The sequence below is a fragment of the Bradyrhizobium tropiciagri genome (assembly GCF_001189845.1).
In the GTDB taxonomy this organism is placed as follows: domain Bacteria; phylum Pseudomonadota; class Alphaproteobacteria; order Rhizobiales; family Xanthobacteraceae; genus Bradyrhizobium; species Bradyrhizobium tropiciagri.
Window position 1 is genome coordinate 1 of sequence record NZ_LFLZ01000018.1, and the last position, 26,486, is coordinate 26,486.

The following is a 26,486-nucleotide window of genomic DNA, read 5'->3' on the forward strand; positions in this document are numbered from 1 at the left end:
CGCGAGCGATCCGCACGGCTGGAGCAGGATCTGACGGCAGCGCGGCGCGACGTCGAGTCCAAAACTGCGCTGGTCGCAAAAGCGGCCGAGGATCTGTCCCGGCTCACATCGGCGGGGAAGAGCGGAGCGGCGGATCTGCAAAGGGAGCGTGAGCGGTCCGCGCGGCTGGAACAGGACCTGGCAGCAGTGCGTCGCGATAGTGAGGCCCAGACGGCGAAGGCCGCAAAGGCAAGCGAGGAAGTCCTGCTGCAGAAGCAGGCAACAGAAGCTGGCGCTGCCGAGTTGAGGCAATTGCGCGCCAAAGGCGCAGACGTGAAGGCAGAGAACTTCTTCCTGTCGCGGAGCGCGATCCATGCCTATGAGGCCCAAGGTCGCGCAGGGCTTGGCGCTGTGTCGTACGTCTTGACGACCGGTTCGCCTGGCCCAGATAGGTTCGGCTCCGTCGGAGCGGCTGCCAGTCCGATCGCCGAGCAGGCGCCTCTGGCGCCTGTTCGCGCCGTTGCTCAGCCCGCTTCCGAGCAGGTTGCGGAAGCTGCAGGGTTGGTCGCGCGTGCGAGCTCCCTGCTCCGGCAGGGCGATGTAAATGCGGCACGGCTTGTGCTCGAGCGCGCCGTCGAGATGGGCAGTGCCCAGGCGAGCTTCGCGCTGGCAGAAACCTACGATCCGTTGGTTCTGGCGAAATGGGGAACTTATGGCACGCGCGGCGATTCGAGCAAAGCAAGAGCCCTGTATGCCAGGGCCGATGCCGCCGGAATTAAGGAGGCGAAAGGTCGGCTGGACGCACTGCGTCGCTAACATCTGCAGACGCGCGCCAATCGACCGAGCGTCGGACGTCCCAAGCCCCAACGCTCGCAAACGTGACCGGCCGAGCCGACCTCATCACCTGATACCGACCGACGGTGGATCAGCTTCTGTCACCGCAGTTCGGCCGGTCGCCGATGAGGGGGTTGAGCTGCTTAGCCTTCGGGCAGGCGCGTCCGGAAGATCCTGGTATCGCAAGGAGACTTCGACCGTGTCGCCTGGTTGCAACTCGGTATCTTCGCTCGCGACAATCTGCTCCGGTCCGTTCTTGCTCTTCCTGACGATGGTAATGTCGGGCTTGCTGCCTGCTCCTCGCACAAGCTGTGATCGAACCATCGCGGTGTACTGAATCTTCTCCCCTACGCTCTGCAGCTTCTCGCGAACCTGGTTAAGCCTCAAGCTCGTATCCTGCAGCTCACGTAGCAGGTCAAGTCGCCGCTGATCATCGAGCTTTGTCAGCCTTCTGACGAGCTCATCCTGCTGCTTCTTGACTTGCAGCAGCTGCGCGGAGGTCTGCAACTTCCTGGTTGACGACAGCAAAACCGCTCGACGCGCATCCGTAACGCGCGGGCTGGTCAAGGTACCTCTGGCGAACATGTCTTGCGCTTTTTGCAACTCGTCCTGGTCCGACTGAAATCCTTCCTCCTCGCGCTTCTGCTGCTCAGACAGCACACGAACTTCATCGTCTCCTTGCCGAACGCCGCGCTGGATGAACTCCTTCTCCTGCTGATAGTCATTCTGCTTTGTCTTCAGATACTCCGTTTCCGCATTGAAGATTTCTGAAATCGCCGATCGAGCTATCGGTGAGTCCTTCGCAGCGTTCGGAACGATCTGGGTCGCCTCTCCGAGTTCCGTCTTGATACGCCACAGGCGCGCTTGCTCTTTGGCGAATTCTGTCCAAAGCGATCCGTACTCGGCTCTCAGGTCCGCCAGATCAAGATACGGATTGTTCATTCTCACATGCATGATGTCGTAACCGCTCGCCACAGCTATGAGCTGACGTGCGGTGATCGCTGGGAGGTAAGGGTACTGACCAGGCTTCGATACGTCACCATTGATGTATATCGGCCTGTAGTCCGCCACGGTCGCAGTGACTTCATCTGCATCGATCACGACGACGCTTTCACGCCCATCCGGACTTCGCTGTCGAAACACCTTGTTCGCTAGCACGGCGCCGACCTTGGTTCGGATCTGCGGTAAGCTCAGGCCGGCTACCTGGAGCACTCCAACGAGCGGCAACGAAATGTTCCCGTCTGTCTGGACGGCTGCACGAGACCGCAGCTCCGGCACACCCGCCGCCGCGACCTCCAGCACATCTCCGACATTTACGAGATATTCGGCTTTCGCTTGTGCCACCGAAATCGTTAAGCCGAGGGCGGCCAGGCCACATTTGATGTAACCGCCGAGGTCGTTGCCAAGGATCCTGATTCTGAGGCGTTTGCGCGGTGCGGAGTTCGGCATGACGGCAACTTTCTCTACGACGTGGTCACCAGGATGAAACCCTCGGGATCCGTTGGTGTGCCAACACGTCAACATCGCTGACACTCGGGTAACATCGAGACGGACGACCGGCAAACCGAGGTTCTTTTCCCATTTGCCCGGAGGCAGGGTCTCTCGCCTACTTTTTCGATTGATCGGCCCTGTTGATCGTCAATTCGAAGTTGCATCAGACCCATTGAGATGTGCGAACGAGCGGATCGCCGCACGAATTTAGTCCGGTAGTGTCGCGGCTCAATGGACCATCGTAATTACCCATTTATTGCCTTTCCCAACCCGTGACCCGGAATGTACTGATTTCAGCAGGGACTGAGCGATTGGGTCGTAGAGTGCCATGAACGATGCGTTCTTCGCCGATTTGCCGGCCTCCGCCAGCCTGCGGGCGCATCCGGTCGACAGCGGTTTGGCGAATTCAGCAGCTACCGTCAGGCCGGTTATCGATCATGCTGGCTATCACTGCTGCCGAATTCGACGCCAGCTCAATTTCGGCAGATTTCGCGGCCGTCGCCGATCGCAGGTTGGTGCGGCGACCACTCGCCCATCCCGAGCCAGCTACCCTCGTCTCAAAAGGTGCATTGAATGCCTATTGACGTGACTCAGCCTGCTGCGCCTTCCGCTAGCCGTGCTTCCTTCGGTGAGCCCCCTTGCGCTTTTTGACCTAGCTGCCGCAAGGGAGTTCCAATTATCAGCGCTGGTACGAAAATGTTACAGAATACGACGGAAAATTGGGTGAACCGAGACAATCTGCCGCCGCCGGAATTTCGTCCTACGCCGGTCATTTCCCTGCCGGCGGTGGTGGCCTTCATACGGCGACGCCTGTTGACCATATTTCTGGTGTGTTGCGCAACGCTTGGCGTTGCCATCCTCTATCTTATCATGGCGGTACCCACGTTCACTGCTAAGGCGCAACTTATCGTAGATTCGAAAGCGACCCCCGGGGACGTTGCAGCAGTCGCGACGATTGTTGAAAGTCAGATCGGAATCATAAGGTCCGAGAGCATCGCTAGCGCCGTGATCGAGAAGCTCGGCCTCGCAGAAGACCCGGAATTCGCGGGCGGCCAGGGCAGCAGCACGCTATCCGTCTCGCGTTTGCTCGGTTGGACTAGACCGCAAGGTGCAGCTGGCGCCATGCGCTACGCCGTGGAATCGTTCGGACAAAGGCTGACTGCCAAGCGTGTCGGCCCGACCTACCTTGTCGAACTCACTTTCAGTTCGAAAGATCCTGATCGAGCAGCGCAGATTCTGAACGCCGTCGCGGAAAAGTACATCACTCATCAAATGGATCAGGGCGGCTCGTTGCAAGATGAGACATGGGTCCGGGATCGACTGAACGGATTGAGCACGCAAGCCTCAGCTGCGCAAAGGGCACTTGAGGAGTTCGGTAGAGACAAGAAAGATGCGCTGGATTCGGCTGCCAGGATGGATAAATTGGCGGCCGCTGCGGAATCATCCAAAAGTGCCTATGATAGTTTTCGCCATATGTTGCGCAGACTGGAGGCGACGCGACAACAATCCTCGCCGGTGTTTGCTGCAAGTCTCATTACCCAGGCGTTGCCTCCTCTGAGGGCCGCTTCACCGAAGCCCAAGAATGTGCTTGGAATAGCGATCGTTGGCGGGCTGCTTCTTGGCCTCGCCATCGCTGTGCTGCTGGATCTGCTGAATGGCCGCATGCGTTTCGCTGCGTGGGACCTCTTGACCGGACACGATGATGGAATCGAGCGGTCTGTTTCGGACGCAGTCCGACCGGAGCTTCAATCTGACGCATCGACAAAAACCAGGCCAGTACGCCTCACGGGTTCAGGGTGAAGGCGGGAGCTGCTATTCTCAACAACGCTCGCGACACGTTGTTTTGGACGGCAGGCGGGCAGGCGCCATTGGGCGATCGGTATCAGGCGCGACGAAGCCTTAGCCGGGGCAGCGCGGCGCAGAGATCGTGGCGTAAGCTGCCCAGCCGCGGTCGCGCTGGAAGGCAAGGAAACGGTCCGTCATGAACGTTGCGTTAAGACATAGCGGCCGAACTCCCTATCATCAGACGTCTGCGTATTCGCTTGGCCAAAGTGGAAAATGGCTCTTTCTGGCGATCGTTTTCATATTGCCCTTTCAACGAGTGCCGTTCGTCAATACGAATCTATTCGGCATGCAGGGCTGCAAGCCCTTTAATCTGTTGTCAGCTGCAGTCTTGATCTATCTGTTAGTCCAGGGATCACTGTTATCCGCGACTGACAGGATTGAACGAACATCCATTCGCGTTCTTTTGTTATATTTTGTAACCTTCACCATTGCCTTCGCCAGATCAATCCAGAATGCGCCTCTGCTTCATGATCGCCTCCCGGATGTATTTCCAGATTCCTATCTGGATTACATCATGTCATACGGCATGGTTCCGGCGTTCTACATTTTGCCGTTTCTGTTCATCTTGAAGCGATGTCGCTCGCTTTCGGAGATTGAGACAGTCGTCAACGCAATCTGCGTTTCGATTCTGCTCTTATCGGCTAGCTTTGTCTTCGTCGCCTTCATGAATCCATCCGCGGCACTTTCAGGGCGCGCCTCCGTCAATGGGTTGTGTGAAGCCTACTTCGGCATCCACTACAATACGATGGGCACTATATACATCTGCACGGCGCCTTTGTTGCTGTACAAGGCACTTACTCGTAGCTCGCTCTGGATAGTGCCCGTCGCCTTGTCGCTTTTGGGACTGCTTCTACTTTCGTCGCGTAGCGCGCTTCTAACCGTTGCCGGCTCCTATGTTTTGCTTCTGCTTTACAAGCGCAAGTTCGCTGTTCTCGCTGTCGGCGCCGCGATGGTCGGCATCGCGTCCGTTCTCTGGATCGCGCCAACTATGGACGCCATTCTTTCCATCGGTTTCGACGGGTCTTCGGACGTGTCGGCTGACGAATTGCTTACTGGCCGCGTAGATTTCATTTGGATACCGCTGCTCAGTGAGTGGACAAGCGATCTCGGCCTATTTCTGTTCGGCGCGGGTCGGTCCGGAATAATCACCAGCGAAGCCTGGTACTCGGGAACGCTCATACAGGCTACTCATGCACACAACGCAATCATCGATTTCTTTCTCGACTGTGGAGCGATCGCTACCGGTATTCTTCTCGTTCTTATGTGCGTCGGGATATCAACCGCTTGGCGTGTCGGCCGACGGTTGCATAGCGACCTGTATTGGGCCTTGTTTGCGTGCATCGTCGGCTATGGAATAAGTATGTTTACTGAGCGGGAGGTATTTCCATCGTTCGAGAACATGTACCTGTTCCTTCTCATCGCGATGATGGTCAATCTGGCGCGCCTATCCTCGCGCACGGGCCATACCTCAGCTTGAGCCAAGCTACTAAGCATTGCGATCTTTGATGATGAAAACGTGCTTAGCTGAGGCGTTGCCGACCTGACGTTGAATCCGCATGGTCGCTCGAATTGTTTGCGCAATCTCTGCCGTGGCTCGATAACTGCGCTGGCAAGCTGGAGCGATCGACGGCCTATGCCGAGCGTGTGGCTATGGCGCAGCGAACGCGGCGACAAGCCAGTGGAGGTAACTCCTGTTCTCCGTTTCCGAGCAAGGTGACCTTCTTGCAACGAAGCAATCGAGCTCGCTTAATAGTGATATTTTACTTGGTATCGTTCTATTGGCTCGGTGGATTCCAACATGACTATGTTCGGGCGGGAGTTGACGGTTCGCAACAACTCGATCGAGATCCGAGGCCAGGGCGCCCATGGAGCGCACCGACGTGTGATCGAGCCGCGTGAGCAGGGAGGGCTCCAATGATAGGCCCGCTCAAGCGTTTAACGCAGCGCTTGCTCATTGGCGCGCTCGGGTTTGACAACTATCTCTTCTTCGTCGCTCAAGCGCGCATCGCGACGATAAAAGCGTTCCGCTATGAAGCCGACTTTTTGTATTTTCTTGCCATGGTGCCGAACGACGGCGTGATCCTCGACATCGGCGCCAATATCGGAGTGACGGCCTATTTCTTGGCGGCCACCAAACCCGGCTCGCGAGTTCATGCGTTCGAGCCGGGTCCCGAGAACTTCAAGAGTCTGACACGCGTGGTCGCGCGGCATACGCTCGCGAACGTGACGGTTCACGAGTGCGGCTTGGGTCGTCAGGCCGCAGCGCTCCCGATGATCATGCCCGTGATCGGCGGCATCAAACGGCACGCACTGTGCCAGGTCGACGACGGGCATTCCGAATACAAGGAAGGCGTCCGCTTCCAGATCAAGATAGAGGCGTTGGATGGCGTTCCAGACCTCAAGACGTGCACGGACGTGCACGCGATCAAGATCGATGTCGAGGAGTTCGAGGCCGAGGTCCTAAAGGGAGGCATGGAACTGATAAGGCGCTGCCGGCCGCTCATCTTCTGCGAGATTTGGAAGCCTGAGAATCGCGACGAGATTCGCGCGATGTTCGAAGGCGAGCACTATCGCATGTACGGCTATGAGCACGGCGTGCTCAGGCCTGCCGGCTCCGGCCTCAAGAATTTCACGGGAAATTTCTTCATCATCCCTGATGAGTGTCCGCTGCCCCAATAAAGGTCGCGCTAGTGTCCCGAATCCTGTCGTACTCGACACCAGCATACGTGCGAGCGTGCGCCAGCCACCGATCACAGCCCCCTCTGGCTTACGCCAGCCGTCCACGCCAAAGTACTACTCACGATGAGCAACGCAGTGCAACGGAGCGCTCCATTGGGAGCGCGGCCTCCCGTTGCGCCGGAGAGCCAAATGAGTTCAAATCGCCCCTGAAAGTTCGACTCCGCTGGATAGATGACGGGGGCGATCATACTGTGCCCGACTCCGCTCTGCCGCAGTCGAAACTCAAATGAATCGTCGTGACGCGCATTCTAGTTGTAACGCATAAGCCGCTCGCAAGCCTAACCAACGGCCATGACCTCCGCGTGTGGCACTTGTGCCGCGAACTGGCGAGGCGGCATGAACTGTACCTTTTGACGGTGAACCTCGGTTCGACGGACAAGTGCAGCGACGGCTTGGTCGGCTTGTCCGATGTCTTCCGAAAGATTGTTGAAACGCCGAAGTTTCCGAATCACAGGCCGTCACTGAAGAGGCACTTCCGCCGAAATGATTCTGAATACTACTCGCTCTCTTATCCGCGTCACCTTTCAACGGTTACCAAAACCATAGCCGACTTCTGTGAAGAGAACAGTATCAGTCATATGATTGTCTTCTGCCTGGTGCTTGCGGAATTCGTCCGACCGTTTTCGAGCGACAAGAAAATCATCTTTGATCTCATCGACAGCGAGGTTCTAACGCTGACCAGACAAATGCAGTATCTTCCACCATGGCCCGCGCAGCTGAGCGCGCGTCTGGACGCACACGTGATGCGCGCGCGCCGCGCGAGGGCCGAAGCCTGCTTACCTCATTGGTTCAACCACGTCACAACAGTCAATGATGCGGATTCCGATACTGTTTGTCGACTGTCTGGCAGGACTGCGAACGTTAGCACGATACCGAATGGAGTCTCGCCCGACTTGGTGGAGACATTCGACTCAAATGCACGTGTCGCTAAGCGAAGGGGAGTGGCATTTTGGGGCAATCTTGCCTTCAGGCCAAACAGCGATGCGGTCCGCTTTTTTTACCAGTACGTCTATCGACCGTACTTGGCTCCAGCCGGAATTGAGTGGTGCGTGGTGGGCAAAGATGCGGAAGGGTGGCTTCTACAGGCGGCAAGGCGAGACGACGGTATTCGTCTCACTGGGTTCGTTGACGATATCTGCTCCGTGCTCGCGGAGTATCCCATCATGGTAAATCCAATGCGGATTGGCAGTGGATTGAAGAACAAGGTGCTTGAGGCGTTTGCCATGGGGTTGGCCGTGGTTTCAACGGGAGTAGGCATCGAAGCGCTTGGCATGGCACATGATGGCGTCGATTACATGCGGGCTGATGAGCCCGAGAAAGTCGCGGCTGCGATCAAGCTGCTCATCGAAGACCAAGGCCGTCGGCACTCTATGATCCAGAGTGCTCGAAAGGTGATGCTAGAGCACTATACCTGGAACAGGGTCGCGCGTGACTTGGATGCACTCGTGGGCTCATTGTGAGCGCCGCGAGAGGTTCAGCCATGAGTCGGTATCGATTTAACTCTGCGGTCTGACAGGTGATGCAACCAGATTGGTTCTTACGAGATGGATGAGAAGTGGCTCGAGGGAGGTGAGCTGTAAGCAAGCCAATTGCCATCAAACCCTTCGCTTCATCGGGGTGGCTTCCTGCCCTGCGGTTCTGGAGTTTATCAGTGAGTTATGATCGTTTTCTTGGAAAGTTCGAAGGCGGCAATTCGCGCTTTGGATCGTCGACGCTGTCGGTAGGTCGCTGATCCATGGCATCGATACTGCGTCAAGGAATTGCACTCTCGGCTGCCCAATACACCGAGCAGGTCATCATGCTATTGACGCCGGTCGTTCTGGTGCGAACGATCGGCCCCACGGCGTTTGGTGAATACCGGCTGTTCTGGCTACTCGTAACGACTGTGGCCCTGTTGTTCTCCTTCAACATGCCCCGCAGCTTGCTCTTCTTCTTTGTCCGGCTGGATGCAGAGGGACGGCGGATTTACGTCGGGCAGACGGTCTTGTTTCTGCTCGCCACAACCATGATTGCGGTGCTTCTGGTGTTTACCTTTCGTAATGCCCTTCCCTCGGGCATGAAGGATCTGCTGCACGACCACGGGTTGTTACTGGCGAGTTTCCTGTTTGTCTGGAATTTGGGCCTATTGCTGGACGTGTTACCCAACGCCGTAGGGTTGATCCGCTGGCAGGCGCAAGCTATCTTGGCTTCATCCGTGCTGAGAGCCGCGCTCATAATTTCTGCAGCAGTCGTGTTTCATCGATTCGAAGAGGTGCTGATCGCGGCCTTGATTGCCGCTAGCGTGCGCGTAGTACTTCTGGCCGTCTTCATTGCGCGCCATTGTGGTATTCGACTGTTTCCGATCAAGAAAGAGCAGTTCCGTGCACAGCTTCGCTACGCCCTTCCGTTCGGTGTTGCCGGCCTGCTGTGGAGTATGCGGAAACAGGCGGAACTATGGATCGTAGCGACGATGTTTTCGTCGGGTATGTTCGGCATTTTTTCAATTGCGACTACGCTGCTGATGCCGTTCGAAGTCTTGAGAGGCGGGCTGGGGAATTTGCTCTTGCCAAAGATGAGTCATTTCCACTCGTTGGGTCGCCACGAAGAGCTGTTACGCCTGAACAATCAGGGGAACGTTATCATAAGTGCGGTGATGTTCCCGGCCATTGCGGCATTGTTCGTCTTTGCTGACGAGGTCATCCAATTTCTGTTTACGAAGGAATACGTGAGCGGCTCTCCAGTGCTGCGCATTTATCTGATCCAGACGTTGATCTCGACCGAAATTACCACTCTGCTCAATGTGTTCGGGCAGGGTTCGGCCAACATGCGTTATGAAGCTGCGATCCTTCCATTTGCCGTGTTAACGAGCTTGGCCGGCGTCTGGTACTACGGCTTGCCAGGGGCAGCGATCGGGTCGGTATTAACAACTTTCGTTGTGTATGTGTTTTTCTCAGAAGACTTTCAAAGGTGATGAGCATTCCGATCGCAAAGTTGCAGGATTGGAAAAACCTTGCACTAATTTTGGTCGCATCGGTATTGGCGGCAATGCTAGTGCGGTTTTCGGTTGATCTGCTGAAGCCGCCGGTTCCGATTGCTGCGCTGGTTGGTCCGGCTGCGGTTCTGGTGTGTTATGTGGCTATGCTGTTCGTGACCGGATACTATCGAACCCTGGCTGAGGTCCGGAGAGAATGGGGAGTTCTCGGCGCGTGACGCAAGGTGCTCTGCTTGACGGGGCTGCCTTAACATCAGAATAAGGACGCGACGGCCCAACGAGAGAGGTCCGAAGTTTGTACGAATCCTGGTGCCCGGTACGATCGAGTACGAACAGCACGGTGAGGACGCTCGCTCGTTAGTGAACCTTCGGCTGGCCGTCGGACCAGTCGTACTCGGTTGCGATGCTGTACATGATTTCGTTAGCCAGCTGTCCGCCTTGATCTCCGTTCGTCATGATAACAGCGCCGTCTCCATTTTCGAACATGGTCATCAAGCTGACGAACCCCTCGTTGACGCCCGAATGCAGGAATCGTCGATGCGGCGCGACCCCTAGAACAATCGGACCAAGTCCATAGTTGCCGAGCCCGGGTGTGAGCATTTGGAGAGCCGTGGCCTGAGATAGTACGGTAGTGTCTTGACCGGTCCAAGCGTGGACCAAACCAAGCGCAAAGTGCGCAACGTCGGTAGGCGTCGTCCACAAACCTGCGGCAGCCAATTCGGGATAGATATGCGGACCTCCCGACACCGGCGCTCCCGTCGCTCGGTAGGGCGTTGCGGCCATTGGAGCGTCATTTTTGGGTAGCGGTTGGAGAAAACTGCTGTGCGTCATTCCAAACGGCTTGAGGACAAGTTCTTCAAGTAGTTGTGGGAACGGCCTTCCGGTTACGTCGATGAGCAGTTGCTGCACGATTGTGTACCCGCCACTTGAGTACTCGAATCTTGTTCCGGGCTCATGATCGACCACGATGGGGGCGGTGTTTACAGGCGCCCGTCCCCTGCGCGCCGGCGTTGCCGCGAGCCAGCCCATCCGTCTGGCAAGGAGGTTTCGTACGCGCTCATAGTACGACGCGCCGTTGAGAACGTCGACGAGCGATGGAATTGGTGCGCCTACAGGATATCCCGGAAAATAGGGGACAGTTATGCCAGCCGAATGGTTCAGCAGTCTTCGAAGTGTGACCTGGGATTGATTAGTGAACGAGTTAACAGGAATCCTCCAGCTTTTAAGGGAGCGATTGACATCGTCATCGAGATCGAGATTTCCGGCCTGAACCAATGCGAGCGCCGCTACAGCCGTAACCGGTTTGCTGATTGAAGCCGCTTGGAACAACGTTTCAGGCGTTACTGGCGGACCACCGATGGTAGCGGATCCGAACCCGCGGGCCTCGACTATGCCGCCATGAATCACTGCGATGCTGACGCCAGGAACATGCAGTTCGTTCATCCGACCGGCAAGCCTCATCGGAGGTTCGCCGGCAGTGGCAGCCCGCAGTCCATTCACGATCCGCTGCATGCGCTGTTCGAAGTCGCCACTACTGCCTGCGAGCGCGCCGTCCCGTGCAAGCGAAGCCGAAAGGGTTGCGATGCTTCCTACGATGACGAGCAAGGCGATACGGCCGACGTTAGGAATCATCGACGTGGAGCTCCGCGGGCGGCCAATGGATTCGGCCATGGGAGCATTTCTAGCAAGAAGACGGCACGTCCGGTAGGGAAGCCGTCAACCGTCGAAACCGTGGCCCCTGACGGCGCAACTGCCACCGTACGCGCCTGCAATGTGTAGCAAGGCAAAACTCCTTCCAGCCGACTGCAGAGCTCCCAGACCTCCCCTGGTCGGGGCCCATTCCGAGCCAGTTAGCCTGAATTGTCGCCGTGATCGAGATTGGGTAATCCGAAAGGGTCGAGCCGTGTATCGATCCAAAAGATTATGCTTGTGAGCGCGAGAAACAAGGCGCAACTCGAGTTCCTGCGGATTGTCGATCGAAGGGTTCTTCCTGTCGACGACCACGAGCAGCGTACTTTCAATCGATTAAGTTCGAGCGATCTTGAGAGAAGCGAGTCGAGCAGAAGGTGCAGTACATGACGGTCCTGATGCGCTTCTCCGGAGATTTTGGGGGCGGCGTGGTTTTGAATGCAAGGAGTTTCTTGACGGCAGGAGATGCGTTTACGCAAACACAGGAAGCGGCGTTCTTCGCCTCGATCCGTCTGCGTAACGGCACCTACAAGACCACCGATCATCATCGCCTCGATGATCTGAATATGCTGGTTATCGGTGAGTGGAGGAAACTTGGCAGCAAGCCGAGCCAAATCATGGACGTCGGCGTATCATCAGGGATTTCCTCGCTCGAATGGGCGGATGCTCTGACGCGCGCTGGCATCGAGACGAAAATTCTGGCGACCGATCTGTGCATGCGCGGGAGCCTCGTGCGCCTGTTGCCAGGATATGAGGTTCTGCTCGACCGTGATGGCAAGGTGCTGCAGCACATCGTCTCTAATCTTCCGGTGCGCTGGTATCTGAATGGTCCCCGGGACTTTCTGAAGGGCACCGGATTCGTGGTCGCCGCGCTCAACGCACTTGCAGGCGCGCTCCTGCCTCTGGCCAACGCGCGAGGAAAGTGGAGGGATGTACTCCTGGTGAACCCGCATGCCCGCGATGACGCACGGCTGAGCTTTGCCGAGGATGACATTCTGGCGCCTAACCCGGCGCAACTGCGCGGCCGGTTCAACGCAATCCGCGTGTCAAATCTGCTCAATCATGGCTATTTCAACGAAGCGCAGTTGCGCCGCGCCGTCGCCAATCTAAGAGATCGCTTGGTGGGTGCCGGTTCGTTCCTCATCGTGAATCGAACGCATGCGAACGGCATCAATCACGGCACGCTCTTCCAGCTTGGCGACGCGATCAGGTTTGAGGTGGTGGCCAGGATAGGGGAAGGGAGCGAGATTGAGAACATCGTGTTGTCAGCTTGACAAGGAACGATCTCGTTCCTTGCTGAAGGCATGGCTCGCCCTCTTACTGCGCGAACTGAGAATCCGTACAGCTCGAGTTCGCGGGCAAGGCCGCGTGCATGTCGCCGAGCTTCTTGTCGTGATACGGTCCCAATAAGCACGGGGTATCGGGTGCGCATTCTCTCGATGGATTTTTCCATTCCTTATCTGATGAAAGATGAGAACTATCCGATTGGCGGGTGGGCGATCGAGCTCGCAGTATGGCTTCGGGCGCTTGAAAACGCCGGTCATGAAACCGCTGTTCTCACCTGGAAGGGGGCGTTGGAGCATGTAGGTTCGGGACAGCAAATCAAACTCATAGAAACTTACGATCCCGCTCGTGGGATTCGGGTCGCGAAGTATTTCTATTCGTATATCCCGAAAGTGTTGGCAGCCGCCCGCAGCTATCGCCCGGATATCCTGGTCCAAGGAGTATGCGGGATACATACCGCCATCATGGCGTTCGTCGCCGACCAACTGAAGATTCCATTCGTTTATCGCGTTGTGAGCGACATAGATGTCGATGAGCGATGCAAAGCCCTCCTTCCATCTTATGAATGGCTTTCCTATTCTTGGGCCCGGCATCACACCGCCGGCTTTCTCTGTCAGAACGAATATCAACGAGGGAAGCTGGCTGCGCTTTTTCCGGGCAAGCCAGTGCACGTCCTTCATAATCCGTTTGCCGTAGCAGAGGACGCGGCCGCCCCTTTGCCGCGTGCAGAACGCAGATACGTTGCCTGGCTCGGTGTCTTCCGCTATCCGAAGAATCTGCCGTTGCTTTTTCGGATTGCGCAGGCATTGCCCGCTGTCAAGTTTCGCGTGGCAGGGATGACCTCGCCGAATACCGATCAATCGACGCTGGACGCCGTGAATGGCTTGCGTCAGCTGCCAAACGTCGAATTGGTTGGCTATGTCCGACGGGCGGACGTTCAACAATTTCTGTCAGAAGCAACGATGCTTCTCTGCACCTCTGATTTTGAGGGCTTCTCAAACGCGTTTCTGGAGGCGCTCGCCGTCGGTGCCCCCATCGTGACGCGCCGGCATGTTGATCCGGACTCGATCGTCGAGCGTCATATGCTGGGTGCATCAGTCGAGGACGAGTTAGCGCTTTCCAATTCTGTGAGTGCGATTTGGAATATGGACGCGGGTGACTACGACGCGCTCGGTCGGCGATGTCAGATCTATGTCAAGGCTAATCACTCCCCGATGGTGAAGACTCACGAGTTGATGGCGGCTTTGACGCCCCTTGTCGCCGGGTCAAAACGCTCGGGTGCAACTGTGATGAACTGAGCGGCTCGCTCGTCGCCTATCCGGATCGGGGACGAGTACTGGACGCCGCGTGGTGGGCCCCTCAGTCGGATCCAGGCCGTCGGTTTTGCGTCCGCGTCAACGAGCCCGCAGGGGCCTTATCGACGCGACTGCCATCGACGCGCTCTGACGGCGTGATCCGCTAGCAGGCAGATGCGCTCGCCGCGAAGCTGTGCATTCCGCGCGCAGGGAGCATTCTTTCGAAGTCTGCCTGGCGGTAGTCCTTATTTTCCCTCGATCGAATCCGGTGAAAATTGCATTGATATTTGAATGAGTTACTCTTGCGTGTGACTAGCGCATCTTGCGACAGACGCTGACCGGAATAGGGATAGCAATGAAGATAGTTTTATCCGTCATCTTTGCGCTGACTGGCAGTGTAGCAAATATCTCTAATGGATCGACATCACTCATCGCCGATGCAGGCGGTCAGGCAAAACTATTAGCTGAGGGCCCGTCCGCCAATACCGACAATATTGCTGGCACCGAGAGGGATACCGCAAGAACCAGAACAGTTGTTCCGTTGATCACGTCATTCTCCGGTAGGCCGCGAACCCGCTTTCGGATCGGCGACGACGCCTACGGTGTTCACGTTGCTGACCAGAGCTATAGCCTAACCAATCCTGACCCCCAAACCCTGCGCTTCGAGGTCCACAAGGGCGACTATGCCTGGTATGACAGCTCGTCCGTCGATCGCTCCGAGATCAATTCCACGGTAACCTATCCCGCCGCCACACCCATCATGCTCAGCTACCAGTTCATGGTGGAGGCGAACGGTAGCAACGGGGCGTTTGTGAACAGCGCCACCGGTTGGTTCATCGTCGGACAGTGGCACAACGACGACAACGCCTCAGGCGTAGGAACGTCACCTCCGGTCGCGCTGAACATGCAGGGCGATCACCTGCAGGTGCTTGCGCGCTACTGTCCGCCCGGCAAGAGCCCGAGCAACGGCGCCGGCTTCGTCGTCACCAAAACATTGTGGACCGCCCCCAACCCGATCGTGACCGGCAAGTACCACGACGTGCAGATGCAGGCCCGATTCTCGAACGACGCCACTGGTTACCTGAAAGTTTGGGTCGATGGGGCGTCGGTCGTAAATTACAGCGGACCGCTGGGCTTTGGAGTTGGCACCAACTGGGAATACGGAATCTATCGGTCGTCGGCGCCCGAGATTGCTGCCGTCAATTACCGAAACTTGATGATAACGAGCGATTGGTCAACGCCCGTATCTTCGGGGCATCCGTGACCCGGGGTGGGCAACGTCACTGCGGCACAGTTCCCTGGCTCGGACGGATGCGGCCGCGCTGAAGCACGATGAACTGCCGCTGAAATTTCCTTCAGCGGGCTTGTCCGACTGGCACTGACGATTGGCAAAGCGTGCGTGCCATTGCCGACGGCTGTCGCGGTCAGACGGCGCATTTCGGACCGGCCGACGCTACGCCGGTCAAGACGCCTTGGCGGCAGCTCCGCCTGGAAGTTGCGGGCCAGCAACGGAGTCAGCCGGTCACTGGTTCGCGGTTGGTACACTCGCGCGGAAAGGACGCGCCAGTTCGACGATGCCGCGCGAGTGTGTCGAACAGTGACTCGGTTCGGTGGAGCAGAGTTATCGTCGCGCGGGTAGGGGACCTCGCGAGACAGCTCTTCGTGCACCAAGCTCAAAAACCGCTCGCGCTTAGCGCGCAAAGGACTGGGCAAATGGTCGCTACCGGGGTCCCGAAGGTTGGAGCCGCTTCGGATCGGGCCACGAACTGGCATCGCATGGCGTAGCATCCTTGGCCGGTCTGCCGCGGTCTGGTGGTCTGTACTATGGGCTTTCTGCGATGGCGGATGGCGGCTAAGCATCTGCTGAAATGCGAGAGAACGGGTTTCTCTCCTCATTTATCCCTTAGTTCGAATACTTTGTCATAAGCCGCCAAAAGCTTCGTCGATGCATGATGCCAGGCGAGCTCGCCACTAATTCTCTTTTGACCGAATGCGCCCATGGCTTCGCGCCGCGCCGGATCTTCTAAAAGCTCCAGTATTTTATCACCGAACTCGGCAGTGTCCGCATTCTGAACATACAACGATGCCTCTCCCGCCGAAAAACGGCCTTCGGTGAGGTCGAATTGGACGATGGGCTTACCCAACGTCATGTACTCCATGATTTTGTGCATCGTCGACTTGTCGTTCATCGAGCTGGGGCGGTCCGGATTTACACATACGTCCGCCGTCGACAGGATGGTGAATAGCGTGGCGTCATCGACCCGGCCCGTGAACGTGACCACGTCATCCAGCTCGAGCGCCATTGCAAGCTTCTTGAGCTCGTCCAATTCCCGCCCGCCCCCGACGATCACGAACTGGATATCATCGCGGTTCCGTGTCCCGCGGATGTGCTTGATTGAATCCAGCAACAAGTCGAGCCCCTCCTGTCTCGCGATAACACCCACATATCCGACAAGGTACGTTCGTCCCTTCTTCCAGGCGGGGTCGGGCGGAAGTGAGCGAACGCGGGACACGTTCGGAGCGGAGCGGACAACGAACACGCGATCTGGGCTCATGCGGCCGCGTTCGATCGCAACAGTACGATACGATTGGTTGGTCGCAATCGATACGTCTGACAAAGCGAATGTGATGCGTTCAAGTAGAACCATAACGCGCCAAAGAAAGCCACGACGTCCGAATTTCGCCTCGTAGAGCTCCGGATTGACGTCGTGTTGATCGAAAATGAAAGATTTCCCGAGCAGAAACTTATGAAACGCACCAACTATGAAAATGAGATCGGGCGGATTACAGGCGTGGATTACGTCAAACCCACGCGTTGCTACAACCTTCACGCTCAGCACGAATTCCCAGAACAACGCCACGCTGTACTCGACCACATAGCCTAGCACCCCACGACCTTCAGCAGGCATCCAATGGCGATAGACTGCGATTCCTTCGAGCATTTCAAATGAGGCCGTTGCGCCTGGTCCCTTGGGACAAATCACAGACACCTCGTAGCCATTCCGTGCCAGCGTGCTCGCTTCCGACCATACCCGGCCGTCAAACGGTACTGGGAGATTTTCGACGATAATCAGCACCCGGCCACGCACCGCGACAACGCTCGCTTGTTCAGATTTGCGTGCAACGGTGTCGTCATGAGAGAGTGTTGACATCAATTACCCGCTTCGCGTTTAACGCCATTTGCTTCGCCCACCCTCTGGTGTCGATGACAAGATCGAACAGCTCCGATTCGGCGGCCGATTTTGCGATTAGCAATTTGCGGAGAGCGGGCAAATTGGAGAACGCATAGCCAAGGTTCTGCCCAAGCAGTTTCGACGGCTCGACATGTGGATCGTAGATCGACAGGCCGATGTGCAAGCGGAGGAATTTGCGAGCCAGGTCAATATTAGGACTCTCGCGAAGATCGTCGCTGTTCTCTTTGAAGGCAAGCCCAAGCATAAGCACTCGTCCGCCGGCGGGGACTGCCTTCAGGCAATTCTCAAACAGGAAATTCTTGTGCTCATCGTTCGATCTAAGTACCGAGTCCACGAGCCAGGTATGCGCCCCAACGTCGCTCGCGATGTATTGGAGCGCGCGAACGTCCTTTGGCAAGCATGAACCGCCGAATGCGCCGCCTGGCCGCAAATAGTAGGGTGAAATGTTGAGCTTGGTGTCAGAGACGAAAATCTTGTGAACAGTGGTCGCGCTGATGCCGAGTTTGTCGCAAACGCGACCGACTTCGTTGGCAAAGGCAATTTTCACCGCGTGGAACGAGTTGTCGACGAATTTGGTCATCTCCGCCGTACGATAGGTGGTGTAGAAGACCGGCGCCGCGATGTTCGCGTTCAGTTCGTCGAGGACCGTGCACCGTTCCCCGTCCCTTGTTCCAACCACGATCTTCGGTGGATTGAAGAAGTCTTCGATCGCCACCGACTCGCGCAAGAATTCGGGATTATAGACGACGTTGATGAGGTCCATCCTGGCGTTCAACGAGCTCTCGAAAATCGGAAGGACCAGATCGTCGATGGTGCCGGGCCGCATCGTAGAACGAAATACGACAGTCAGCACTGTCGTGCGAGCCGGACCGATCAGATCTGCGATCTGATGGGAGACCTCGGCGACAAAGCTCATATTGTGCGATCCGTCCGGTGCGCTGGGCGTTCCCACGCACACTATTGCCAACGCGCAAGCATCGAGATGCCCGCTCGCGTCCTTCGTTGCGCTCAGCAAGCGTTTGCGGACGGCGGATTCCACAAGTTGATCGAGGCCGGGTTCTGTGATTGGAGATTTCCCCGCATTGACGATGGCGACTTTCTCGTCACTGATGTCGACGCCGATCACTTCGTGGCCTTGCCTGGCAAGGCAAGCGGCTGTCGTCATGCCCACATATCCTAGTCCGAACACGGCTATTTTCATTTTGATCCATCATGCGCATCAGGTTGCGCTGGCAACGCTGGCGGCTGCTTAGGGGTTGTCTGAAAGGTCGACGGTGTCATTCAGAGGTTGTATGCGAGCCGGTACCCGGAGAAAGTTTTACGCATCGGCAACTTCCACCAAAGTGCGGCGGCTGTTAAACTTGGGATCACAATCACTACGACTTCAAGCCAGCGTCTGGATTGTATTCGTTCAGGCTCGTGGAGCCTCAACTTTTTCGGGCTACCTATTCCGGTTTCGGCAAGAGAAGACGGACTAAAAGATCACTGATTTTCACCATGATCGCGGTGGAATTGATTGAACTTGAGGAATCGCAGACCTATTCGCAGGGGCCACGAGACTCGCGGTTCAACCGCGCAGAGGCAGTCAGTGATGCTGGTCGGTCGATGCAGACGGCAGACAGTGGTGTTGGGGGGGCGGGAAGCAAGAGAGGGAATGGCCGAGACCGGGATCCACTTCAACAGACGAAGCCCTTTGATCGCGCAGCTTCCGGAAAATACGTCGTGGCCGCTGCCGAGCGACCGACCGGTTGGAGGCCGTGCGGCGGGGCGGGCCTCTGAATCGTCGGAGCAAGGCAGCGATCGGCCCGAAGCATCCTGGTTGACGCGTTCTGTCAGGGCCGTAGCGGCTTGATCATGTCGCTTTTGGTTCGCCTCCGGCTACGCGCGAAAGCGGAGTAGGTGACCGTAATTATCACGGAGTTCAGATAGATACCGCCGCACGGCGACCCCGAGGAGGTATCGGATCGATTCTGACGCGGGCGAGTCATCCGGCGGTTCGTGATAAACGCACCGTATATCCACCGAACCGCCGGGCGGGATATCGACCATCACGCGCACATATCCGTCTCTGTATTCGTGCGGGACCAAGCCTTCGTTGACTGTAATGCCCTTTAAGGCAGCGAGCTGTGGTTCCCGCTTCCTGATCGAGGTCCGTCGCGTCATTGCCTCTCTGTTCTCAAACAGAAGCCGCTCAGCCAGCATCTCTACTACGATAGTGTCGCCGTCGGATTGAAGGCTGTAGCCGTGGCAGACGGCGTCCTCGAGAGGTCGCCAGCGGAGTGTCCACCGCAAGGATGCGAGCTGCCGAAGGAATTTCGTCAATTCGCTACCGTGGCCGCGGAGAAGGTCGTGATGTCCGGCAATGAAGCACGGCTTGCCCAGGAGTCCGTCAAACGCGAAGTTTTCGATGCCGTGGTCAATGTACCGTCGGGTATAAATTGGGAAGCTGCCGTATCGGACGATGGCGACACTCCAGAGATCCGCGAGTGTCGTTTCGTTCAGCGCTTCATCCGCCGGTGCAACCTCTGTGTTCACCGCCGCGATGAAGCCATTTTGCTTGAGCGCCAAGGCTGCCTCGGGCGAGAATGCCCCTTGCGGGAAGACCATCACGTTTTCGTAGTCAAGCGCGTGTTTTTTGCGAAGGGCCTGCATCCGAAGTCTGGCGGTCTTTAGCTTTCTGTCGAGCGACTGAAGCGAGCGGGCTGCAAACTCGCCACGGGTGTGATCGCAGCCGTGCACGCAAATCGATAATTTCCTGCTGCTTTCCCGGAAGGCGGCAACAGTGTCGCGATTGGTTCGTCGCCAGTTCCATGGAATGAAGGCAATGGTCGTCGCGAATGTCAGCTCGTCAGCCAGCTGGAGTAGTTCGTCAAAATCGAGGAGACCGTACCGTGGCCACAGAGGCGGATCGTCGATGATCAAGCAAGCGCTTGTTTCGGCGGTCATCGGGCAAACGTCGCGGAACGCCCACTTCAGATACATCACGATCGGCACCGCGCCGGCGAAGCATTTTTTTACATCGAAATAGGTTGCGGCGCGTTCGCGAATGTCCACGATCTCCAGCGAAGAGCCGGCAAAAAAGCGGACACCGGAATATATGAACCCGGCGAACAGGTGTCCCTCGCGCGCTCCGACGATGCTCTGCAAGTTGGTATTGCGGATGACGAGCGCGGTATCGGTGGCGCCACGCTCCACCGGGATCTGTAGTCCCGACATCGGGCCGCACATCTCGGGAAAAGTATCAGTAACTGCTGCGCTCATTGGCCACTGACCAAAGCCGCGGATTTCCGCCTCGGGGTCTCCAGTGATCTGGCGCAACAGTGCCCTACAGGGATCCGCTGCTTGAAATCCAAAGACGAAAATCGAATTGGCAGCTGCAACCAGGCCGGAAGCGCCTCTGTCTTGCATCGCTGCAGGACTTCGGCGAGACAGGGCGCGGAAGCCAGGATGGAGAACTGCGTATGACCGGCCGTTAGCGCGGCTATCTTGTCGCCATTGGTCTCGACGACCGTCAGCGCACTCCAAGGAATCTCAAAGAAATCGAGAATTTCAGCGAGATTGCGATCATTGGGCGATGGAGTGTCGCCGCGGAGCAGGAGCGCGATCGAAGAGCCTTTGTCCATAGCGTCGGCATTTCACCCGTGGGTTGTGCATCGTCTCTTGAAGGCCGTCAAGCCTCCTGCGGGTCCCTCGTGACCGCGCGCTTGTGTCCCTCTTCTGAAGAGTCCTATCCGAACGGTGGCCGGGTTTCCACTGATGGACACATGCGCAATGGTCCTGCGGACTGACTAATCTGCGGTAGGCGATCGGGTGGCTGATCGTGATCAGATCAGACTGCTCGCCAGGTGACGAGGCGATTGGTGAATCCCGCAGTCGGCAGTGGTCTCAATCCGCAGCACCAAGATTGGGCGCAACCTTCTGCTTTGAGTACAAGCGTCCCGTCGGGTTGCCGCAGGCGAATTCCGGACGTCGGGCATTCGCCCGCAGGTGATGAGAGGACGACAGGGTGCTGTTGCTCTCAGTCCGAGCGTGCCGGGCAGCGCTGCAAGCCAAAAAAGTCATGGATTACAATGCGGTGCCGCAACAGTTTAACACCCCCGGTCCTGCCGTTGCGCTGCGTGCGAAGCCTCTGGGTTGCCCGCGCAAGGGCGGGGGTACCCCCGATGGGCGTAGGTCATAATCCGTGTTCTATCGCGGCGCGCGCGCTCAACCGGCTATCCTGCTTGAACGCACGTTGAGGCCTTCAAACAAGGAGCCGCCATGGCGAGATAACCGTGCTCGTGAGGATACTGAATACTGACATTTACCATTGCTTTTCCTCTGGCGTGATCGTGGCAAACATGTCGAAACAATTATATTCCAAACTTGTCCCTGGCTTCATTGATACTCAGAACCACATCGCCGGCGCGGAAATTCAGACCGCGAAAGCCGGCCCATCGCTTGCAGTCATCGGTTGCGGCTACTGGGGCGCAAAACACATCCGTGTTGGCCACGATATCGGCGCAAGGGTATCGATGGCCGCCGACATGCGGTCTGACCGACTGGAGTATGTCAAATCACAGTATCCCTCCGTGGTTGTTTCGCGTGACTTCGATGCGGTCATCAATAACTCTTCCATCGACGGAGTGATTATCGCCACGCCCGCCGCGACGCACTTTGAACTGGCGCGGGCAGCGCTCCAGGCTGGAAAACACGCGCTCGTCGAGAAGCCGTTGGCTATGGTGAGCGCGCATTGCCGCGAACTGATTGCGATAGCCGAAGAGCGGAAGCGCGTGCTGATGGTGGGGCACACCTTCGAGTATCATCCAGCGGTGGGTATGATGCGCCAGATGATCCGAAGCGACGCGCTCGGCGAACTCTACTACATCGACTCGCGGCGTCTGAACCTCGGTCTGTACCGGCCCGATGCCAATGTCCTGTGGGACCTAGCGCCGCATGACCTCTCGATCATCTTCTTCCTGCTTGAGGAGGCCGCGCAAAATATCGGCGCCTGGGGTTGCGCGCACGTCCTGCCGGATGTTGAGGATGTTGTTTACGCCAAGTTGGGCTTCAAGAGCGGGCCGACCGCCCATGTGCATGTCTCATGGTTGGACCCCGTCAAGGTACGCCAGATCACGGTCGTTGGAAGCGATGCGATGATGGTGTTCGACGACGTGGAGCCGTCCGAGAAAGTCCGCGTCTATCAGAAGCGCTTCAGGCCGCAGATCAGCGGCGATTCGTACGCCGACTTCCAGTCAGCCTATCATCATGGCGATGTTCATATCCCCGCGATATCCGGTAGCGAACCGCTGAAGCTCGAGTTGCTCGACTTCGTCAACGCTATCAAGACCGGGGGACAGCCCCTTGCGAACGGAGCGCATGGCCTGCGCGTCGTCGAAGCGCTCGAAGCCGCATCGGAATGTCTACGGCTCAACCAGGAGCACCGTGGCAACGGAACACATCAACCGGCGTTTTTGCGGCGGAACGCGTCGGCGGGGGCTGCCGAAATTGTCGTTAGATGAAGCCGTGCGATGGAAGGCGAGCCCGCGGGAGTGCGTCAAGCGGGTGCTTGACATTGCGATCAGTGCTAGCGCAATCCTGATACTAGCCCCTTTTCTTGTGGCGGTGTGGATAGCGATCCGTCTCGACAGTCCCGGCCCGGCGATCTTTTGCCAGCGCCGGGTCGGACGAGACGAGGAGCCGTTCAATTGCTTCAAATTCCGGACGCTTCGTCACAAGGCCGACGAAAACGTCCATCGCGACGCTATTCGGCGGGTTTGGGCGAAAGAGCTCCTCTCGAACGATCCCGATGCCCCGTACAAGCTGACGGATGATCCTCGCGTGACGCGTGTGGGGCGGTTGCTGCGGAGAACCAGCGTCGACGAGCTGCCGCAACTCTTCAACGTATTGCGAGGCGAAATGAGCATTGTCGGTCCGCGGCCGGCGATTCCCTATGAACTCGAGTACTTCCGCGAGTGGCATCACAGACGTCATATCGTGAAGCCCGGCATCACCGGACTTTGTCAGGTCCGCGGCCGCGGTCGCCTCTGTCCGGAGGCGATGCTCGAGATGGACGTCGAATATGCAATGAACTGGACCTTGTGGACGGACCTGAAGTTGATTGCTCTGACGTTTCCCGCGGTGCTGCGGGGCCACGGTGCTCGATGAGATTCTCGAGTGACAGAGATGAATCCTGGTGAGGCTGGAAAATGAAAATTCCGTTCGTAGACCTCAAAGCACAATATGCGACGCTAAAGGATGAGGTAGCCGAGGCAATTCGAGGCGTGCTCGAATCCACGCAGTTCGTCGGCGGCGAGGCAGTTGCTTCGTTCGAAAGAGACTTTGCCGCGTATTGCCAAGTGCCCTATGCACGCGGTGTGGCGAATGGCACCGACGCGATTCATCTGGCGCTGCGGGCGTTGGGTGTCGGTCATGGTGACGAGGTGGTTACCACCGCACATACTTTCATCGCCACCGCTGCGGCGATCGTTGCGGCAGGAGCGCAGCCGGTATTCGTCGATATCGATCCCGATACCCACACGATCGATCCGAGGATGATCGAGCGGGCCCTGACGAGCCGCACGAAGGCGATCGTTGCAGTTCACCTCTTTGGCCAGCCGGCTGACATGGGCCCAATCAAGGACATCGCACGACGGCGCGGCCTCTTTGTAATTGAAGACGCAGCCCAAGCGCATGGAGCGGAGTATCAGGGGATCCGAACCGGGGCCCTCGGCGATGTAGCCTGCTTTTCGTTTTACCCGGGAAAGAACCTCGGGGCATATGGCGATGGGGGAGCGGTAACCACCAACAGTGCAGCGATTGCCGAGCGGATCGAACGGTTGCGCGACCACGGTCGAACCACACACTACAGCCACGCCGAAGTCGGGTTTAACAGCCGCCTGGATGCTCTCCAGGCCGCAGTTCTCCAGGTCAAGCTCCGACGCCTGGATGAGTGGAACGATCGCCGGCGGCGTGCCGCTGAGTGGTACTCTGCGGAGCTGACACACTCAGGCATCAAGACGCCTTTCGTCCGAATGGGATCCACACACGTCTACCATTTGTACGTGATCATCACGAACGAGCGGGACGTCATACGCAGTAGACTCGACGAGGTCGGCGTAGCGAGCGGAATCCACTATCCGTTGCCGCTCCATCTGCAGCCCGCGTTCGCTTATCTCGGCTACAAGCGGGGCGATCTGCCGTGCTGTGAGGAGATGGCCGCTCAATCATTGTCTCTACCGATGTTCCCCGAGCTCACGCGCGACCAAGTGCGCGGTATCACGGCGACTGTGCGTGCAGTTGCTGAGTGCGGAAACCGTCGGGAACGGGAGCGAAAGCCCGTCGCGATGCACGCGGATAGCGGGAAGGTGTGACGATGAATCGAATTAGTGCACGAGCGGTGGTCGAGACCGAGGCGATCGGTGCGGACGTGACGATCGCCGAGTTCGCCGTAGTGCGGTCTGGTGTAACGATCGGCAACAGGGTGGTCATTCACCCGCATGTCGTGATCGAGAGTGGCGCGAGAATAGGGGACAACGTCGAGATATTCCCAGGAGCCTATATCGGAAAGGTACCAAAGGGTGCCGGCGCGTTGTCGCGAGCACCGCATTTCGAGGCATGGATCGATATCGGCGCCGATTGCTCGATTGGACCACACGCGGTCATTTTCTATGACGTCTCGCTCGGCGCGGGGACCCTGATCGGTGACGGCGCCTCGATCCGCGAACAATCGCGGATCGGCTCGAAGACGGTTGTCGGACGTTACGTTACGGTCAATTACAACACGTGCATCGGCGATCGCGTCCGGGTGCAGGATCATACCTGGCTGGCGGGCAATATGACGATCGAAGACGACGTGTTCATATCGGGCGGCGTCGGCACGTCGAACGACAACGCGATCGGCCGGAACGGCTACGACGGTTCGCCGATGCGTGGGCCCACTATCGCACGCGGTGCGGCGATCGGCGTCGGAGCCAACCTCCTGCCGGGCGTCAGAATCGGTATTGGCGCGATCGTCGGCGCCGGCTCGGTTGTGACGAAGGACGTGCCCGACGGTACGCTCGTGACGGGCGTGCCTGCGGGGATCCGACGAAAGCTCAACGAGGTAGGCGGCACCGAGCAGTGACTGGATGACGGTTCGTGCCAAAGCGTTGAGGGAGCAATTGTGAGGATCCTCTGTGTCACCAACATGTATCCAAGCCCGGAGAGACCGGGCTCCGGAGCCTTCGTGTACCGGCAGGTAGAGCAGCTGCGCCATTTCGGCCACACGGTCGACGTCATCAATATTTTCGGTTCTCAGTCAAAGCTGAACTATCTGAAGGGCACGTTTGATGTCGTGCGAATGACAGGCGGAGCGACATACGACATCGTCCATGCGCACTACGGATATTCGGCCTATCCCGCAATGTTTCGGTTGCGTGCGCCGCTCGTCATCACGCTGCACGGGACCGACGTGCTTGGGAATATCTTTGAAAGGCTGTCCACCCGGGTTGTGTCGCGCTTCGCCGATGCCATTATCGTCGTGTCTGAGGAGATGCGGAAGCGGATTCCCGGCATCGTGATTCCCTGTGGGGTCAACCTTGGCATATTCAAGCCGTACGATCGCAACGAAGCCCGAGCGCGGCTGCAGTGGCCCAAAGATAAGTTTGTCGTGCTGTTTCCGTTTGATCCGGCACGCCCCGAGAAGAGATATGATCTGGCACGAGCCTCAGTCGACCAACTAATGCGAAATGGCGTCGACGCGGAGCTGATGACAGTCATCAATGTTCCGAACGAGGAAATGCCTTGGTACTACAGCGCGGCAAATGCCCTGCTTCTCAGCTCGGATTATGAGGGATCGCCGACCTCTATCAAAGAGGCTCTCGCGTGCAATCTTCCGGTGGTGTCGACGATGGTCGGCGACGTTCGGGAGCAGTTAAATGGCATCGCGGGGACGCGGATATGTCCGGCGGACGCTGGCACGATTGCGCGCAGCCTTCGGGAGGCCTTTGATTGGTCGCAGAACGGCGAGTTTCAAGGGCGGGCGGCGGCGGCGCGATACGACCAGGCGCTCACCGTGGAAAGAATCGTCGGCGTATATACCGACGTCCTCTCCAACTTCAGGGCAAGAACGGTAGGCCGGCGCGTGCTGCGGAGCGGATGACGACAATCCGCTTCGCGTAGATAACGCTGCCGCCAGGGTCATCG

20 protein-coding genes and 1 pseudogene are annotated in these 26,486 nt (G+C 57.7%); 16 read left to right on the plus strand and 5 right to left on the minus strand.

What is annotated here, in order from left to right; translation table 11 throughout:
- A pseudogene (locus tag AKN84_RS47380) lies at window positions 1–795 on the plus strand (hypothetical protein); the annotation flags it as partial.
- Window positions 796–879: 84 nt separating this feature from the next.
- On the opposite strand, the gene AKN84_RS16375 reads toward AKN84_RS47380, so the two are convergent.
- Window positions 880–2,262, minus strand: a complete 1,383-nt coding sequence (locus AKN84_RS16375; RefSeq protein WP_050421724.1) for a polysaccharide biosynthesis/export family protein — start codon at window positions 2,260–2,262, stop codon at window positions 880–882.
- Window positions 2,263–2,741: 479 nt separating this feature from the next.
- Here AKN84_RS16375 and AKN84_RS47775 point away from each other — a divergent pair, with 479 nt between their 5' ends.
- The 7 genes from AKN84_RS47775 to AKN84_RS16405 all read left to right on the plus strand — a co-directional run bounded on the left by AKN84_RS47775 (window position 2,742) and on the right by AKN84_RS16405 (window position 10,077).
- Complete coding sequence (locus AKN84_RS47775; protein WP_162240884.1) at window positions 2,742–2,888, plus strand: hypothetical protein; 147 nt, start codon at window positions 2,742–2,744, stop codon at window positions 2,886–2,888.
- Between the two features lie 112 nt (window positions 2,889–3,000).
- Window positions 3,001–4,104, plus strand: a complete 1,104-nt coding sequence (locus AKN84_RS16380) for a Wzz/FepE/Etk N-terminal domain-containing protein (protein WP_128970889.1) — start codon at window positions 3,001–3,003, stop codon at window positions 4,102–4,104.
- A 181-nt stretch (window positions 4,105–4,285) separates the two neighbouring features.
- Window positions 4,286–5,626, plus strand: a complete 1,341-nt coding sequence (locus AKN84_RS16385; protein WP_128970890.1) for an O-antigen ligase family protein — start codon at window positions 4,286–4,288, stop codon at window positions 5,624–5,626.
- 437 nt (window positions 5,627–6,063) lie between these two features.
- Window positions 6,064–6,828 (plus strand): FkbM family methyltransferase, encoded by a 765-nt coding sequence (locus AKN84_RS16390; RefSeq protein ID WP_050421729.1) that lies wholly within the window; start codon window positions 6,064–6,066, stop codon window positions 6,826–6,828.
- 452 nt (window positions 6,829–7,280) lie between these two features.
- Window positions 7,281–8,348, plus strand: coding sequence for a glycosyltransferase family 4 protein (locus AKN84_RS16395; protein ID WP_128970891.1), 1,068 nt, complete (start codon window positions 7,281–7,283; stop codon window positions 8,346–8,348).
- A gap of 275 nt (window positions 8,349–8,623) precedes the next feature.
- Window positions 8,624–9,838, plus strand: a complete 1,215-nt coding sequence (locus AKN84_RS16400; protein ID WP_050421731.1) for a lipopolysaccharide biosynthesis protein — start codon at window positions 8,624–8,626, stop codon at window positions 9,836–9,838.
- Window positions 9,838–10,077 carry a hypothetical protein gene (locus AKN84_RS16405; RefSeq protein WP_050421732.1) on the plus strand — a complete coding sequence of 80 codons (240 nt, stop codon included), beginning with the start codon at window positions 9,838–9,840 and terminating at the stop codon, window positions 10,075–10,077. The genes AKN84_RS16400 and AKN84_RS16405 overlap by 1 nt, the downstream gene beginning before the upstream one ends.
- A 139-nt stretch (window positions 10,078–10,216) precedes the next feature.
- On the opposite strand, the gene AKN84_RS16410 is transcribed toward AKN84_RS16405, so the two are convergent.
- Window positions 10,217–11,530, minus strand: a complete 1,314-nt coding sequence (locus AKN84_RS16410) for a serine hydrolase domain-containing protein (RefSeq protein WP_128970892.1) — start codon at window positions 11,528–11,530, stop codon at window positions 10,217–10,219.
- A 404-nt stretch (window positions 11,531–11,934) separates the two neighbouring features.
- Here AKN84_RS16410 and AKN84_RS16415 point away from each other — a divergent pair, with 404 nt between their 5' ends.
- From AKN84_RS16415 to AKN84_RS16425, 3 genes are all read left to right on the plus strand, one after another.
- On the plus strand, window positions 11,935–12,822 hold the full coding sequence (locus tag AKN84_RS16415) for a hypothetical protein (protein ID WP_050421734.1): 888 nt from the start codon (window positions 11,935–11,937) through the stop codon (window positions 12,820–12,822).
- Window positions 12,823–12,972: 150 nt separating this feature from the next.
- Entirely contained in the window at window positions 12,973–14,130 is a 1,158-nt protein-coding gene (locus AKN84_RS16420; protein ID WP_157863309.1) for a glycosyltransferase family 4 protein, read from the plus strand.
- 352 nt (window positions 14,131–14,482) lie between these two features.
- Window positions 14,483–15,391, plus strand: a complete 909-nt coding sequence (locus tag AKN84_RS16425) for a heparin lyase I family protein (RefSeq protein ID WP_128970894.1) — start codon at window positions 14,483–14,485, stop codon at window positions 15,389–15,391.
- 628 nt (window positions 15,392–16,019) lie between these two features.
- Here the strand turns inward: AKN84_RS16425 and AKN84_RS16430 are convergent.
- The 3 genes from AKN84_RS16430 to AKN84_RS16440 all read right to left on the minus strand — a co-directional run bounded on the left by AKN84_RS16430 (window position 16,020) and on the right by AKN84_RS16440 (window position 20,729).
- Window positions 16,020–17,279, minus strand: a complete 1,260-nt coding sequence (locus tag AKN84_RS16430) for a glycosyltransferase family 4 protein (protein WP_128970895.1) — start codon at window positions 17,277–17,279, stop codon at window positions 16,020–16,022.
- The gene (locus AKN84_RS16435) at window positions 17,260–18,522 is read right to left on the minus strand and encodes a nucleotide sugar dehydrogenase (protein WP_050421738.1); all 1,263 of its coding nucleotides are present in this window, start codon (window positions 18,520–18,522) and stop codon (window positions 17,260–17,262) included. Before AKN84_RS16435 ends, AKN84_RS16430 begins: the two co-directional genes overlap by 20 nt.
- 677 nt (window positions 18,523–19,199) lie before the next feature.
- Window positions 19,200–20,729 (minus strand): hypothetical protein, encoded by a 1,530-nt coding sequence (locus tag AKN84_RS16440; RefSeq protein ID WP_128970896.1) that lies wholly within the window; start codon window positions 20,727–20,729, stop codon window positions 19,200–19,202.
- Between the two features lie 932 nt (window positions 20,730–21,661).
- Between AKN84_RS16440 and AKN84_RS16450 the strand changes: the two genes are divergently transcribed.
- The 5 genes from AKN84_RS16450 to AKN84_RS16470 are packed head-to-tail and all read left to right on the plus strand — an operon-like array spanning window position 21,662 to window position 26,442.
- The gene (locus AKN84_RS16450; RefSeq protein ID WP_128970897.1) at window positions 21,662–22,822 is read left to right on the plus strand and encodes a Gfo/Idh/MocA family protein; all 1,161 of its coding nucleotides are present in this window, start codon (window positions 21,662–21,664) and stop codon (window positions 22,820–22,822) included.
- A gap of 4 nt (window positions 22,823–22,826) precedes the next feature.
- Window positions 22,827–23,468 carry a sugar transferase gene (locus tag AKN84_RS16455; RefSeq protein WP_488226065.1) on the plus strand — a complete coding sequence of 214 codons (642 nt, stop codon included), beginning with the start codon at window positions 22,827–22,829 and terminating at the stop codon, window positions 23,466–23,468.
- Between the two features lie 41 nt (window positions 23,469–23,509).
- Window positions 23,510–24,673 carry a DegT/DnrJ/EryC1/StrS family aminotransferase gene (locus tag AKN84_RS16460; RefSeq protein ID WP_128970898.1) on the plus strand — a complete coding sequence of 388 codons (1,164 nt, stop codon included), beginning with the start codon at window positions 23,510–23,512 and terminating at the stop codon, window positions 24,671–24,673.
- 2 nt (window positions 24,674–24,675) lie between these two features.
- Window positions 24,676–25,425 carry an N-acetyltransferase gene (locus AKN84_RS49985; RefSeq protein ID WP_050421742.1) on the plus strand — a complete coding sequence of 250 codons (750 nt, stop codon included), beginning with the start codon at window positions 24,676–24,678 and terminating at the stop codon, window positions 25,423–25,425.
- 39 nt (window positions 25,426–25,464) lie between these two features.
- Complete coding sequence (locus AKN84_RS16470; RefSeq protein ID WP_128970899.1) at window positions 25,465–26,442, plus strand: glycosyltransferase; 978 nt, start codon at window positions 25,465–25,467, stop codon at window positions 26,440–26,442.
- The last annotated feature ends 44 nt before the right edge of the window (window positions 26,443–26,486 follow it).